This window comes from Streptomyces sp. NBC_00377 (assembly GCF_036075115.1).
Lineage (GTDB): Bacteria > Actinomycetota > Actinomycetes > Streptomycetales > Streptomycetaceae > Streptomyces.
The window spans coordinates 5936071-5950056 of sequence record NZ_CP107958.1; the positions used below are offsets into that span (position 1 = coordinate 5936071).

At 72.0% G+C, this 13986-nt stretch carries 11 protein-coding genes; 6 read left to right on the plus strand and 5 right to left on the minus strand.

Going from position 1 to position 13986, the window contains the following annotated elements; genetic code table 11:
• Positions 1-64 precede the first annotated feature (64 nt).
• On the minus strand, positions 65-604 hold the full coding sequence (locus OHS71_RS26490) for a MarR family winged helix-turn-helix transcriptional regulator (protein WP_328481831.1): 540 nt from the start codon (positions 602-604) through the stop codon (positions 65-67).
• Positions 605-712: 108 nt separating this feature from the next.
• Here OHS71_RS26490 and OHS71_RS26495 point away from each other — a divergent pair, with 108 nt between their 5' ends.
• Positions 713-1660, plus strand: a complete 948-nt coding sequence (locus OHS71_RS26495) for an EamA family transporter (RefSeq protein ID WP_328481832.1) — start codon at positions 713-715, stop codon at positions 1658-1660.
• 93 nt (positions 1661-1753) lie between these two features.
• Here the strand turns inward: OHS71_RS26495 and pepN are convergent, their stop codons facing one another.
• The gene (gene pepN / locus OHS71_RS26500; RefSeq protein WP_328481833.1) at positions 1754-4321 is read right to left on the minus strand and encodes an aminopeptidase N; all 2568 of its coding nucleotides are present in this window, start codon (positions 4319-4321) and stop codon (positions 1754-1756) included.
• Positions 4322-4533: 212 nt separating this feature from the next.
• On the opposite strand from pepN, the gene OHS71_RS26505 reads away from it, so the two are divergent.
• Positions 4534-5097 carry a DUF1203 domain-containing protein gene (locus OHS71_RS26505; protein WP_328481834.1) on the plus strand — a complete coding sequence of 188 codons (564 nt, stop codon included), beginning with the start codon at positions 4534-4536 and terminating at the stop codon, positions 5095-5097.
• Between the two features lie 233 nt (positions 5098-5330).
• On the opposite strand, the gene OHS71_RS26510 is transcribed toward OHS71_RS26505, so the two are convergent.
• The gene (locus OHS71_RS26510; RefSeq protein ID WP_328481835.1) at positions 5331-6347 is read right to left on the minus strand and encodes an aspartate-semialdehyde dehydrogenase; all 1017 of its coding nucleotides are present in this window, start codon (positions 6345-6347) and stop codon (positions 5331-5333) included.
• Between the two features lie 210 nt (positions 6348-6557).
• Here OHS71_RS26510 and OHS71_RS26515 point away from each other — a divergent pair, with 210 nt between their 5' ends.
• Positions 6558-7094, plus strand: a complete 537-nt coding sequence (locus OHS71_RS26515; RefSeq protein WP_328481836.1) for a sigma-70 family RNA polymerase sigma factor — start codon at positions 6558-6560, stop codon at positions 7092-7094.
• Between the two features lies 1 nt (position 7095).
• Positions 7096-8100 (plus strand): hypothetical protein, encoded by a 1005-nt coding sequence (locus OHS71_RS26520; RefSeq protein WP_328481837.1) that lies wholly within the window; start codon positions 7096-7098, stop codon positions 8098-8100.
• Positions 8101-8206: 106 nt separating this feature from the next.
• Here the strand turns inward: OHS71_RS26520 and OHS71_RS26525 are convergent, their stop codons facing one another.
• Together OHS71_RS26525 and OHS71_RS26530 are read right to left on the minus strand one after the other, a co-directional pair.
• Positions 8207-11521 carry a S8 family serine peptidase gene (locus tag OHS71_RS26525; protein WP_328481838.1) on the minus strand — a complete coding sequence of 1105 codons (3315 nt, stop codon included), beginning with the start codon at positions 11519-11521 and terminating at the stop codon, positions 8207-8209.
• A gap of 212 nt (positions 11522-11733) precedes the next feature.
• Entirely contained in the window at positions 11734-12273 is a 540-nt protein-coding gene (locus OHS71_RS26530; RefSeq protein WP_328481839.1) for a CGNR zinc finger domain-containing protein, read from the minus strand.
• A gap of 117 nt (positions 12274-12390) precedes the next feature.
• On the opposite strand from OHS71_RS26530, the gene OHS71_RS26535 reads away from it, so the two are divergent.
• Together OHS71_RS26535 and OHS71_RS26540 are read left to right on the plus strand one after the other, a co-directional pair.
• A complete protein-coding gene (locus tag OHS71_RS26535) occupies positions 12391-13356 on the plus strand; it encodes a pyridoxamine 5'-phosphate oxidase family protein (protein WP_328481840.1) in 966 nt (321 codons plus the stop codon).
• Positions 13357-13365: 9 nt separating this feature from the next.
• The gene (locus OHS71_RS26540; protein ID WP_443047057.1) at positions 13366-13920 is read left to right on the plus strand and encodes an NUDIX hydrolase; all 555 of its coding nucleotides are present in this window, start codon (positions 13366-13368) and stop codon (positions 13918-13920) included.
• Positions 13921-13986: the final 66 nt, after the last annotated feature.

A 13986-nucleotide genomic window follows, 5' to 3' on the forward strand; every position in this document is an offset into this window, starting at 1 on the left:
CGGGCCGAGCGCATGGACCAGCGCCGGACCGACCGCCCGGACCGGGCCGACCGCACCGGCCGGCTCAGCTCTCCGTCGTCTCCGTCGTCAGGAGCAGCTCGCGCAGAAGCCCGGCCAGTTGGTCGGTCCGGGCGGGGTCCAGGGCGGCGGTCAGGGCCTCGCTCTGGGCGGCGAGGCCCGCGCCGACCGCCCGGTCGACGAGCTCCAGCCCCTTCTCGGTCAGCGTCACCTGGAGGCCCCGGCGGTCGTGCGGGTCGGGGGAGCGGCGCAGCAGCGCGGCCCGTTCCAGCTTGTCCAGGCGGCCGGTCATGCCGCCGGTGGTGAGCATGAGCGTCGCCGACAGCCGGCGGGGCGAAAGGGTGTACGGCTCGCCGGAGCGGCGCAGGGTGGCGAGGACGTCGAACTCGCCGCGGCCGATGCCGAGGGCCGCGTACGCCTTCTCCATCCGGTCGCCCATCGCGCGCGCGAGGCGGGAGATGCGGCCGAAGACCTCCATGGCGCCGGTGTCGAGGTCGGGCCGGACCGTCGCCCACTGCTCGATGATCGCGTCGACGGGGTCCTTGCGCGCGGACTGCGCGGACTGCGGAGGCTGTGGGCTGCTCATGGGACCAGTGTCTCCCTGCGTCCGGTCACCCACAAGAAAGTGGATCGGCACTAAGTCGATCGCCAGTAAGCCACTTGACGCTAAGTAGCTTAGCGCTAAGCTAAACTCATGAAGAGGTCCACGACCGTTCTGCTCACCGCCCTCGCTCCGGTCTCCTGGGGCACCACCTACGCCGTCACCACCGAGTTCCTCCCCGCGGACCGTCCCCTGTTCACCGGGCTGATGCGGGCCCTGCCCGCCGGACTGCTGCTCCTCGCGCTGGTCCGGGTGCTGCCGCGCGGCCGCTGGTGGGGAAAGGCGGCGGTCCTCGGCGCGCTGAACATCGGTGCGTTCTTCCCGCTCCTGTTCCTGTCCGCCTACCGGCTGCCCGGCGGCATGGCGGCGGTCGTCGGCTCGGTCGGACCGTTGTTCGTCGTCGGTCTCTCGGCGCTGGTGCTCGGGCAGCGGCCGACCGGCCGGACCGTCCTCGCCGGGGTCGTGGCCGCGTTCGGTGTCAGCCTGGTGGTGCTGAAGGCGGCCGGGGCGCTGGACCCGCTCGGAGTGCTCGCGGCACTCGCCTCGACCGCCTCGATGTCCGCCGGCACGGTCCTCACCAAGAAGTGGGGCCGCCCGGACGGCGTCGGTCCGCTCGCCCTCGCCGGCTGGCAGCTCACCGCGGGCGGACTTCTCATCGCCCCGCTCGCCTTTCTCGTGGAGGGCGCCCCGCCCGCGCTGGACGACCGTGCGATCGGCGGATACCTCTACCTCGCGCTGGCGAACACGGCGGTCTCGTACTGGCTCTGGTTCCGCGGCATCGGCAGGCTCACCGCCACCCAGGTCACCTTCCTCGGGCCGCTCTCCCCGCTGACCGCGGCCGTCGTCGGCTGGGCCGCCCTCGGCCAGGCGCTGACCCCGGTGCAGCTCACCGGCATGGCGCTGGCGTTCGGGGCGACGGTGGCGGGGCAGTCGAGGGCGGGCCGGACGGTCGTGCGCACGTCCGGGACCGCCGGGAGGGAGGCCCGCACACCCGGAGACCCGGACAGGCCGGGAGTGCCGGGCCCGGCACTCAGGCGGTGAGCACACCGCGCGCCCGGACATGGCGGAGGGCGCCCGACGTGACATCGGGCGCCCTCCACCGCACGCTGACCGTGACCGCGGCTCCGCGTGGGACTACCGCGCGTCCGCCGCCTGGGCCTTCAGCGCGCGCTCCACGCCCGCGCGGGACTCGGAGACGAGACGGCGCAGGGCCGCGTTCGGCTCGGCCGAGGCCAGCCAGGCGTCCGTCTTGTCCAGCGTCTCCCGGGAGACCTGGACCGCCGGGTAGAGGCCGATCGCGATCTGCTGGGCGATCTCGTGCGAACGCGAGTCCCAGATGCCCTTGACGACCTCGAAGTACCGGTCCGTGTACGGCGCGAGCAGCTCACGCTGATCGGTCTGGACGAAGCCGCCGATGACCGCCTCCTGCACGGCGTTCGGCAGCTCGTCGGACTCCACGACCGATGCCCACGCCTCCGCCTTGGCCTCCGGGGTCGGCCGGGCGGCCCGCGCGGTCGCCGCGTGGCGCTCGCCCGCGGCCGTCTTGTCCCGCTCGTACTCGGCGGCGATGTCCGCCTCGTCGAAGGTGCCCACGGCCACCAGCCGCTGGACGAACGCCCAGCGCAGCTCGGTGTCGACGGCCAGGCCCTCGATGGTCTGCCCGCCGTCGAGCAGCGCCTCCAGCAGGTCGATCTGCTCCGGCGTACGGGCGGTGGCCGCGAACGCGCGCGCCCACGCCAGCTGATGGTCACTGCCCGCCGCCGCGGACCGCAGATGGGCCAGCGTGGCGTCCGTCCAGCGGGTCAGCAGGGTCTCGCGGGCGGCCGGGGCGGCGTACAGGTCGATGGCGAGCTTGACCTGGCGGTGCAGCGACTGGACCACACCGATGTCGGACTCCTTGCCGATGCCGGACAGCACCAGGGACAGGTAGTCACGGGTGGGCAGTTCGCCGTCCCGGGTCATGTCCCAGGCCGACGCCCAGCACAGGGCGCGCGGCAGGGACGACTCGAAGTCGCCGAGGTGCTCGGTGACGAAGGCGAGCGACTGCTCGTCGAGGCGGACCTTGGCGTACGACAGGTCGTCGTCGTTGAGCAGGACGACGTCCGGCCGGCGCTTGCCGATCAGCTGCGGCACGGCCGTCAGCTCGCCGTCGATGTCCAGCTCCACGCGCTCGTCACGCAGCAGCTTGCCGCTGTCGTCGTCAAGTCCGTACAGGCCGACGGCGATGCGGTGCGGGCGCAGGGTCGGCTCGCCCTTGGCGCCGGCCGGGAGCGCCGGGGCCTCCTGGCGGACCGCGAAGGACGTGATGACGCCGTCGGCGTCCGTCTCGATCTGCGGGCGGAGGATGTTGATGCCGGCGGTCTGGAGCCACTTCTGCGACCAGGTGCCGAGGTCACGGCCGGAGGTCTCCTCCAGCGCGCCGAGCAGGTCGGACAGGCGCGTGTTGCCGAACGCGTGCCGCTTGAAGTACGCCTGGACGCCCGCGAAGAACTCGTCCATGCCGACGTACGCCACGAGCTGCTTCAGGACGGACGCGCCCTTGGCGTAGGTGATGCCGTCGAAGTTGACGAGGACGTCGTCCAGGTCACGGATCTCGGCCATGATCGGGTGCGTGGACGGCAGCTGGTCCTGCCGGTACGCCCAGGTCTTCATGGAGTTGGCGAACGTGGTCCACGAGTGCGGCCAGCGCGACTGCGGGTGGTACGCCTGGCAGGCGATGGAGGTGTACGTGGCGAACGACTCGTTCAGCCACAGGTCGTTCCACCACTCCATGGTGACCAGGTCGCCGAACCACATGTGGGCCAGCTCGTGCAGGATCGTCTCCGCGCGCAGCTCGTACGCGGCGTCGGTGACCTTCGAGCGGAACACGTACTGGTCGCGGATGGTGACCGCGCCCGCGTTCTCCATCGCGCCCGCGTTGAACTCCGGCACGAACAGCTGGTCATACTTCTTGAACGGGTACGCGTAGTCGAACTTCTCCTGGAACCATTCGAAGCCCTGCCGCGTGACCTCGAAGATCGCGTCCGAGTCGAGGTACTCGGCGAGGGAGGGCCGGCAGTAGATGCCGAGCGGCACCGACTGGCCGTCCTTCTCGTACACGCTGTGGACGCTGTGGTACGGCCCGACGACGAGCGCGGTGATGTAGCTGGAGATCCGCGGGGTCGGCTCGAAGACCCAGACGTCGTCCTTGGGCTCGGGCGTCGGGGAGTTGGAGATCACCGTCCAGCCGGACGGCGCCTTCACGGTGAACTGGAAGGTGGCCTTCAGGTCCGGCTGCTCGAAGGACGCGAAGACGCGACGGGCGTCCGGCACCTCGAACTGGGTGTACAGATAAGCCTGTTCGTCCACGGGGTCGACGAAGCGGTGCAGTCCCTCACCGGTGTTGGTGTAGGCACAGTCCGCGACGACCCGCAGGATGTTACGGCCCTTCAGCAGCCCCGGCAGCGCGATCCTGGAGTCCTTGAAGAGTCCTGCCGCGTCGAGGGTGTCCCCGTTCAGCGTGACCTCGTGGACCGTGGGGGCCACCAGGTCGATGAAGGACTCCGCGTCCCCCTCCGCGACGTCGAAGCGCACCGTCGTGACGGACCGGTAGGTCCCCCCCGCCTGCGCGCCGGAGAGGTCGAGATCGATCTCGTACGAGTCAACGGTGAGCAGCTTCGCCCGCTGCTGCGCCTCTTCGCGAGTCAGGTTTGTGCCAGGCACGCGGTCATCTCCTCGGATATGTGTCGGTTGCGCCATCCTTCCACGGGACGCCCACCCGGGGCGACGGCCTTCCGGGCGGCCGTCCGTCCGCCGCGCCGCCCCTCGCCGCCGCCGGCTCGGGGAGGACGCCGGAAGAGGCCGTCCGGCAGCCGCCGAAGCACGACGTCCGGATACCGCCGGTCGGGCCGGGCGAGAAGCTGGAGGCTCGGTACATGACGACGACACGTACAGACACCCGCACCGTTTCCCTGGCCGACACCGGAACCGTCGCGTCGGCGGACACCCAGGCCGTCACCCGGCCGGGCCCGCACACCGCACGGCCCATCGCGCCGGACACCCTCGCTGAGCTGCGCACCACCGACGACGCCGGCCGCCCGGTCACCCCCGTGATCGACGAGGAGGGGGGCGCCCCGCTGCGCTGCTGCCTGCGCCACAGCGAGCCGGGCGAGCTCATCGCCCTCGTCTCCTACGCGCCGCTGCGCCGCTGGGCGGCCGGGACCGGCGCCGATCCCGGCGCGTACGACGAGCAGGGCCCGGTCTTCATACACGCGCGCACCTGCCCGGGGCCGGCCGGGGACGGCGTGCCGTTCACCGACTCCCGGCGCACCGTGCGCCGCTACTCCGCCGCCGGGCACATCCTGGGCGGCCGGCTGGTCGAGGACCCCGACGGCTTCGACGCGGCGTTCGCCGAGGCGTTCACCGACCCCGAGGTGGCGCTCGTTCACGTCCGGGCCGTCGAGTACGGCTGCTTCCTGTACGAGGTGCGCCGGAGCTGACCGTCCGGCGTGGGCCGGCCGGGTTCCCGTGCGGTTCCGCGCCGGCCGGGCCCGACCGGGCCGCCGGTCCCGGCCGGACACGCCGACCCACAACCGGCCCCATCACCGGGCCCGTCGCCGGTCCGCCCGCCGTCCCAGGTCCGGCCCCCGGAGCGGCGTCGGTGGACCCGGTATGGGTGAGGGGCGGGCGCATCGCGCGCCCGCCCCTCACCGCCGCTCCGGAATCCGGGGCGTCAGGCCTTCAGCTCCGCCGCCACCAGCTCCGCGATCTGCACCGCGTTCAGTGCCGCGCCCTTGCGCAGGTTGTCGTTGGAGATGAACAGCGCGAGGCCGTGCTCGACGGTCTCGTCCTCACGGATGCGGCCCACGAACGACGGGTCCTTGCCGGCCGCCTGGAGCGGGGTCGGGATGTCGCTGAGGGCCACGCCCGGGGCGCCGCCCAGCAGCTCCGTCGCGCGCGCGGCGCTGATCGGACGCGCGAAACGGGCGTTGACCTGGAGTGAGTGGCCGGAGAAGACCGGGACGCGGACGCAGGTGCCGGAGACCTTGAGCTGCGGGATCTCCAGGATCTTGCGGGACTCGTTGCGGAGCTTCTGCTCCTCGTCGGTCTCGTTCAGGCCGTCCTCGACGACCGAACCCGCGAGCGGGATCACGTTGAAGGCGATGGGGCGCTTGTAGACCTGCGGCTCCGGGAATTCGACCGCCTCGCCGTCGTGCGTCAGCCGGTCCGCGTCGGTCACGACCTTCTGCGCCTGCCCGTGCAGCTCCGCCACGCCCGACAGGCCCGAGCCCGACACCGCCTGGTAGGTCGCGACGACCAGCGCCTCGAGACCGGCCTCGGCGTGCAGCGGCTTCAGGACCGGCATCGCGGCCATCGTCGTGCAGTTCGGGTTGGCGATGATGCCCTTGGGGCGGTCCACGATCGCGTGCGGGTTCACCTCGGAGACGACCAGGGGAACCTCGGGGTCCTTGCGCCACGCCGACGAGTTGTCGATCACGACCGGGCCCTGCGCGGCGACCTTCTCGGCCAGCGCCCGGGAGGTCGCGCCGCCGGCGGAGAACAGGACGATGTCGAGGCCCGTGTAGTCGGCCGTCGCCGCGTCCTCCACCGTCACGCCGTCCAGGACCGTCCCCGCGGAACGGGCCGACGCGAACAGGCGCAGCTCCGTGACGGGGAAGTCGCGCTCCTTGAGGATCCTGCGCATGACCGTGCCGACCTGACCGGTGGCTCCGACGATTCCGACCCTCACGGCGACTCCTTTTGCTCTGTTCACGGCTCTGGACGGGCTCTTTCCATCATGCGGCCGACCCCGGCCCACCTGTCCAATTCTTTGCCCACCATGCCCGAGGACTGGGACGCCCACGGGTGTGACGTACGCCTCCGTGAGATTCCCCGGGGCCGGGCCGAACGTTTTCGCGCCCCACGGCGTCGTAGAGGAAACGCGGTAGGGAGGGGTGCTGTGCTGCGCAGAAGGGCCCGGCGCGCCCAGGGGGACTCGGCCGAACACGGCGACGACCCGCTGGACGCGGCGCAGGAACGCCGGGTGCGGGCGGTGCTCGCGCTGGGCGGGGTGCCGCAGGCGGACCTGCTGGACGGGGTACAGCAGGTCCGCCTGCGGCTGCTGGAGCGCGCGGCGAAGGGGTACGAGACGCCGCGTGACGTCTCCGCGTGGGCGGCGGTCGTCGCCTCCAACCTCGCCATGGACTGGCACCGCGCCAAGCGCCGCCAGGAGCGGCTGGGGGAGCGGCTGGCCTCGCTGCGCCAGCACGAGCACCCTTCCGGCGAGGACACCAGCGTGCTCTCCCTCGCCGTCGCGCAGGGTCTGGACGACCTGCCCGACGCCCAGCGCCAGGTGCTCGTCCTGCGCTTCTACGCCGACCTGCCGGTGCGCTCGATCGCCCGGGAACTGGGCGTCCCGGAGGGCACGGTCAAGAGCCGCCTGCACACGGCGGTCCGGGCCCTGCGCGCCCGCCTGCACGAAGACGAGGTGGTGTGACGTGACCGCCCGACCCGGACACGAACGGCAACCGCACGACGACGACCCGGACAACCCCGTCGACCCCGTCAACGACGTGGACGGCGCTGACCGCGCTGACGGCGCTGACGGCGCTGACGGCGCTGACGGCGCTGACGGCGCCGGAGTTTTCAGCCGACAGGGACCCCGCGATCACGAGGGACCCCGCGATCACGAGGGGAGCGACGGCCGCGGCGGTCAGGAGGGTTACGGCGGTATGGACGCGTTGATGGCCGCTGTCCTCGACGTCCGGCCCGGCGATCTCCCCGAGGAGGCCCGTGCCGATTCCGCGTACCTGGCCGCCCACCGCTCAGCGACCGCCGACGTGGCGCTCCTGCGCGAGCAGCTCGGCGTCCTCGCGGACGTCCTGACGGAGCCGGAGCCGGAGCCGGAGCCGGAATCCGAACCCGATCCGGTGTCGGTGCGCGGGCGGGCGCAGGCCACGGCGCCCGCTCCGGTACGGCGGCCGCGCCCACCGCGCCGGGTCCGCCCCCTCGCGCTGCGTGTCGCCGGCGTGGCCGCCGCCGGTGCGCTCGTGCTCGGGGGCGGGTGGGTGGTCCTCCAGGCAGGCCGGGCCGGCCTGGACTCGAGCAAGAGCGCGGACAGCGGGGCGGCGTCCGACGAGAAGTCCGCGGCGTCGGCGGACGGCGACACGAGTCTGCTCGGCGATCCCCACTATCTGGCCTGCGCCCGGCTCGTCGTCGAGGGGGACGTCACCGCCGCCGAGCGGGTGGCCGGCACCACCCGGGAGCGGGTCACGCTGCTCGTCACCCGGTCCTACCTGCCGGCCGGGAGCGGGCCCGAGGTCGACTTCGTGATGGAGGAGGACATGGACCCGCTGCTCGCCAAGGGCGATCACGTCCTGGTCGCCCTGTCGAAGGGGGCCGCCGCCCCCGATGTCTGGACGGTCGGCGAGCTCGACATCGCCCCGGAACGCGAGGCGCTGTCCCGGGCACTGCCCGAGGCGAAGGGCATCAGCTGCGAGTAGGCGGGGCGCGCCGGGGGACGGCGAAGGGCGGGCGCCCTGTGGACGCCCGCCCCTGTCGATCACAGGCCGTCGACCACTACCGGTCGACGCTTCGATCAGTACCGGGTCAGGGGGTGACCTTCTCGATCGCCACGTTGCCGATGCCCGCGACGGTGCCCCGCGCGTTCACCAGCTGGACCTGGCCGAAGAAGGCCCGGCCCGCGGGGGCGGCGGCCGCTGCGGTGACGGTCGCGGAGACCGACGCCGAGGCGCCCGTGCCGAGCTTCACCGGCGTCGACCCGTCGACGTTCACGGTGCCGAGCGAGGACGAGAAGAACACATCCAGGTAGTCGTACGCCGTCGTACCGGCCGGGACCGAGTAGCCGGCGACCTCGATGGTGTACGTGCCGGCGGCGGGCGACGGGATGGAGACCGCCTCCTCCGAGTCACCGTCGGCCTGCTGGGCGACCTGGTTGCCGGCCGCGTCGAAGACCGTCAGGTCCAGGTCGGCGGAGGCGTCGGAGACGTTGCCGATGGAGACGTCGAGCGACTTGGCGCCGGCCGGGACCTCGACCGTGGTGGTCGCGGTCGCGCCGTTCGCGATGGTCGGACGGTCCGACTTGGACGAGCCGAGCGGGCCGCCGGCCAGCTTGCCGTCGATGGCGGCGAAGTTGTTCGTGACCTTCCAGGAGACGGGGGCCGGGGTGCCGACCTTCGCCTCGGGCACGGTCACGGTCGCCGGTTCGAAGGCGGCACCGTAGACGGTGGCGTCCAGCTTGTACGGGTTGTCGAGCAGCGGCGACGTGCGGCGCGACTCGACCTCGATCTCCCAGACCCCGGCCTGCGGGTCCTGGTACGAACGGGCGTCGGGCTTGCAGCCGTTGCCGTTGAGGTAGTCGTTGTAGCAGTAGATCGTGGAGCTGTCCTCGACCCCGACGCCGTAGGGGTGGATCGAGATGAACCGGGTCTGGCTCTTGTCCTTCAGCCCGCTGATCGCGACCTCGAACGCCTTGGCGCCCTCGGGCACGGTCAGGAAGTAGGACTGCGAGCTGTTGCGCTGCACGGTGTCGGAGGCGTGGAACGCGTAGTTCACCGGCGTCGAGACGACGACCGTGTTCAGGATCTGCTTGTCGAGGCCCTCGGTCTTCGGGTCGTCGACCTCGAGGATCACGCTGGTGATGCCCGCGGCCTTCGGCCTGGCCTGGATCTTGACGGTCACCGGCTGGTTGAGCGGCAGGTCCACCTCCTTCGCGCTGACGAGCTTGAAGGTGTGGCCCGCGTTGTTCTCGAGGTGCAGCTTGTGGCGGATCGCCTTGGCGTCGCCGGACGTACGGGTGATGGTGACGTCGTACGTCTTCTTCTGACCGGCCTTCAGGCCGCTCTCGCGGTCGTAGATGCCGGTGCCGAAGCCCGGCGTCTTCAGCGCGAAGTCGAGCGCGGTGTCGACCGGTGCCTTGACCGTGTAGTCATGGGCGGTCGCGCCCTTCCTGATGGACTTCCAGGCGTCCACGATGTTGATGGCGCCCGCGCCCTCCTCGTACGCCTGGAGACCCTCGATGTGGTCGGCGGTCGAGGACAGTGCCGTGCGCAGGATCGCCGGGGTGAGCGCGACCTTCGCCTGCTTGGCGGCCGAGATCAGCAGCGCCGAGGCGCCCGCGGCCTGCGGGGAGGCCATCGAGGTGCCCTGGAGCATGGAGTAGCCCGCCGGCAGGGTGTAGCCCGACTCGGCGACCGGGGCGCCCGGCAGCCAGGTCTGGGTGGTGTTGATCGCGGCGCCGGGGGCGACGAGCGTCGGCGTGAAGCCGCCGTCCTCACGCGGGCCGCGCGAGGAGAAGGGCAGCAGCGCGTACTTCTTCTCCACCTGGGAGCCGTAGTTGGCGGCCCAGGTCTCCTTGGAGATCGCCGCGCCGACCGAGATCACCTTGTCGGCCAGACCGGGGTCGCCGATGGTGTTGGCGCCGGGGCCCTCGTTGCCGGCCGAGATGACCAGCTGGACGCCGTAGGTGTCGATGAGGCGCGTGTACAGCTCGGCGCGCGCGTTGTTGCCGTCGTTCAGGCCCGGCAGACCGCCGATCGACATGTTGACGATGTCGACACCGCGGTTGGCGACCAGGTCGATCATGCCCTCGGTGAGGGCGACGTTGGTGCAGCCCGGGCCGAAGATGCAGGCGCGGGAGGAGACGATCTTCGCGCCGGGCGCGGCGCCGTTCATCTTGCCGCCGAACAGCCCGTTCGCGGCGGTGATGCCGGCGACGTGCGTGCCGTGCTCGCTGGCGATGAGACCGATGTTGGCGAAGTCGGCCTTCTTGCCGACCCAGTCGCCGCCGTACGGGTCCATCGGCACGTCCTTGCGGATCTGCACGACGAACGGCTGCCGCTCGGCGACGTCGGTCGCCGGGTTGTCGGTGCCGAAGTACCCGATCTGGTAGCCGTCCTTGTACGGCTTCATCGCGGTGTCGTCGGTGAAGTCGCCGTTGTTGTTCACGTCGACGGTGACCGTGCCGGCGGCCGCGTCGTAGAGGACGCCCCACGCGTCGGTGGTGTCGCCGTCGCGGTTGACGTCACCCTTGGCGTCACCGCCCGCGGTGGCGGACTCCCGGAAGAGGTTGACCTGGTACGAGCCGGCCTTCGACTTCCAGGTCCGGCCGCCGAAGGTGAAGCTCGGCCCGGACACGGAGGTGGTCATCGGGCGCCAGGAGGCGTCGCTGTCGAGGATCGGGTCGGTGGCCGTCACCCAGTCGACGATCTTGCGCTCACCGGTGGTGGTCTTCTGGAGCGCGGGGTGCGCCAGGTCCACGCCGGAGTCGAGGATGCCGATGGTGACACCGCGGCCGTCCGCCTTCGGGTTCTTCTTCACGAAGTCGACGGCGCCCGTCTCGAAGGACGGGTTGTACGGGTTCTCGGCGGGGGTGTTCTTGTCCGGCGCGGCGTAGGTCTTGGCCGTCGCGGCGGACTTGGCGCCCTTCGCGGTGTCCGCACTCGGCGCCGGGTCGTCGAGGACGATGTTCTGCCGCAGGTCGATGGCGTGCACCGAGGAGAGCTTGGCGGCGGCGGCGATCGCAGCGTCGGCCTTGCCCGTCGGGACGGTGGCGCGGACGTAGCCGACCTTGTCGTAGGACTGGCCCACGGAGCCGCCCTTGACCGCGTCCAGCTCCTTGGCGACCTGCTCGGTCTGGCCGGGGGCGGTCGCGACCATCAGCGTGACGTTCTTGTCGCCGGCGGCCTTGGCCTCGGCGAGGAGGCCGGCGTCGTCGGAGCCGAGCTTGTCGTGGGCGGTCTTCGCGCCCGGGTCGGCCGTGGCTGGGGCCGACCCGGCGTCGGCCGAGAAGGCCATGGGTATCGGTCCGGCCGCGGACAGCGCGGCCACCAGGCCGGCGGCCACGGCTATCCGGGCCACACGTCTTGCGCCCGATATCGGTTCACGCTGGGGGGTGAGGGTCATCGGCATCCCTTGTAGGTAAAGGAAGGAGCAGCACGTGACCAGGACGTTCCTGCCTGATCACGGTGGTCCGGAATGCGATCCCGGATGACCGCAAAGCTTTACCTAAGGGGCAGCTGTTTGGGGAGAGTTGACCGAATCGATATGGATGTATGGGGAAAACCCTCTACGGGCCCCCTGTGCGGCGGCTGTCCGCCGGTTGTGGGGGTTTCGGATCAGGCGTCCTTGGCGCGGGCGTAGTGCCGCGAGGCCTTGGCGCGGTTGCCGCAGGCCGCCATCGAGCACCAGCGGCGGGTCCCGTTGCGCGAGGTGTCGAAGAAGTGCAGCACGCAGGTCTCGTCCGCGCAGCCGCGGATCCGGTCGGGGGCGGCGTGCAGCAGCTCCAGGTAGTTCCGGGCGGCCAGCCAGCCCGGTCCCCACGCGTCGTCCCTGAACTCGGCCCGCTCGCCCGGCCCTTCGGCTGTGAGGGTGGGCCGGATCCGTCCGTGCCCGAGCACGGTGTCGACGCCGACGGTGTCCGCCGGGTGGTCCACCGCCGCCCTGAGCGCGTCGCGGGCCCGCAGGGTGTGCCGCAGGGTCGTCGCGTCGGCGGCGAACCGCTCGCCGAGCCCGTTCGCGGCCAGCCACACGGCCAGCCCGTCCGTGTCCCGCAGCAGATCCCGCACCGCTCCCTCGCGGGTCCAGCGCGTGTTGAGCAGGTCGAGCGCGAGGGGTTCCCCGGTGAGGGGGCGGGGATCGGGGGCTGGGGCGGACATCGGGCTCCTTCCGTTCTAACCGTCTAAGGATACGTGACCGGTTGACGTGGGTGACTCTAACCCTTAAGTTGGATGTCAAGGGTTACATTCGCAGCTGGTCCGAGAGGACGGTCGGTCATGGGCGTCTACCACTCCGGCTCACGTGCGGTGCAGGACCGCGTCGGGGTCCGCGACCTCGCCGATCATGTCGGCCGGGCGATCGGTGACGGCATCGGTCCTGTCATGGCTGCGTTCCTCGAGCTCCAGCCGCTGCTGGTGGCCGGTGCGGCCGACCCGGCGGACGGCCGGGTGTGGGCGACGGCGGTCACGGGCGCCCCCGGCTTCGTCCGGGCCACCGGCCCCCACCGGATGTCCGTCACCACGGGCGCCTCCCGCCCGTCCGAGGTATCCCGCCCGTCCGTCCCCTCCCGCGCGCCGGGCGAGGAGGGTGTGGAGGGCGGCCCGCCGTCGGCCGACCCTCTCGCGGCGGCGCTGGCCACCCCCGGGACCCCGGTCGGCACGATCGTCCTCGATCCGCGCACCCGTCGCCGTCTGCGGCTGAACGGCCGGCTGCGGCCCACCCCGCACGGGTTCGCCGTCGAGACCGACCGGGTGTTCGCCAACTGCCCCAAGTACCTGCAACGCAGGGCCGCCTACGAGACGGTCGACCGCATCCCCGGCAGTCCGCGCCGCGGCACCGGGCTGACCGTTGGGCAGGCCGGCTTCGTCACCGCCTCCGACACCTTCTTCCTCGCCACCGTCCACCCCGACGGCTCCGGCGCCGAAGTGAGCCACCGCGGCGGCGGCCCCGGTTTCGTGCGCGTCACCTCACCGTGCACGCTCAGCTGGCGCGACTACCCGGGCAACTCCATGTTCCTCACCCTGGGTGACCTCGCCGTCGACCCCCGCGCCGGCCTGCTGTTCCTCGACTGGACGACGGGCCGCACGCTCCAGCTCACCGGCGAGGCCCGCGCGAGCTTCGCCCCCGACGGCGCACGCACCGTCCTGTTCACCGTCACGGAGGCGGTCGACACGCCCCGTGCTCTCCCGCTGCGCTGGTCCGCGCCCGAATACTCCCCTGCGAACCCGGATCCGACCGGCTAACGTCCCCCCATGCGCAAGAGATTGAGGGTGGCGGCCTATGCCGTCTGCGTCCGTGACGGACAGCTTCTGCTCGCCCGCTCGCCGGCCCCCGACGGCACCCCCGAGTGGGTGCTGCCCGGCGGCGGCATGGAGCACGGCGAGGACCCCCTCGACACCGTCGTGCGCGAACTGGACGAGGAGACCGGCTACCGCGTCGAAGTGACCGGGCTCCTCGGAATCGACTCCGCCCGGCACACCTTCCGCCGCGAGGGACTCCAGGGTCCGGTGGACCACCACGGCGTCCGCATCGTCTACGAGGCCCGGGTCGTCGGAGGCGAACTGCGCAACGAGGTGAACGGCTCCACCGACCTGGCCGCCTGGCACGACCTGGCCGCGGTGTCCGCGCTCACCCGGGTCGGGCTGGTGGACGTCGCGCTTCGGCTGTGGCGCGAACGGCCCGTGGACGGACGGGTGCCCGTACCGCCGCCGGCCGCCCCGGCACCACCTCCCCGGCAGACGGCCGAGGAGAAGGCCGAGGAGACGGCCGAAGGGCGTGAGCCGGGCGGGAGCGGTGTGCCGGCCTGACCGCGGCCACGACGCCGGCTGCCCCGTGTGTCCGGCGTGACTGCGTGACGGTGTGACGGCAGGAGG

Excerpts from the sequence above, each read along its gene's own strand:
- OHS71_RS26490 (WP_328481831.1), bottom strand. The coding sequence starts at position 604 with ATGAGCAGCCCACAGCCTCCGCAGTCCGCGCAGTCCGCGCGCAAGGAC.
- OHS71_RS26495 (WP_328481832.1), top strand. The coding sequence starts at position 713 with ATGAAGAGGTCCACGACCGTTCTGCTCACCGCCCTCGCTCCGGTCTCC.
- OHS71_RS26505 (WP_328481834.1), top strand. The coding sequence starts at position 4,534 with ATGACGACGACACGTACAGACACCCGCACCGTTTCCCTGGCCGACACC.
- OHS71_RS26525 (WP_328481838.1), bottom strand. The coding sequence starts at position 11,521 with ATGACCCTCACCCCCCAGCGTGAACCGATATCGGGCGCAAGACGTGTG.
- OHS71_RS26530 (WP_328481839.1), bottom strand. The coding sequence starts at position 12,273 with ATGTCCGCCCCAGCCCCCGATCCCCGCCCCCTCACCGGGGAACCCCTC.
- OHS71_RS26535 (WP_328481840.1), top strand. The coding sequence starts at position 12,391 with ATGGGCGTCTACCACTCCGGCTCACGTGCGGTGCAGGACCGCGTCGGG.
- OHS71_RS26540 (WP_443047057.1), top strand. The coding sequence starts at position 13,366 with ATGCGCAAGAGATTGAGGGTGGCGGCCTATGCCGTCTGCGTCCGTGAC.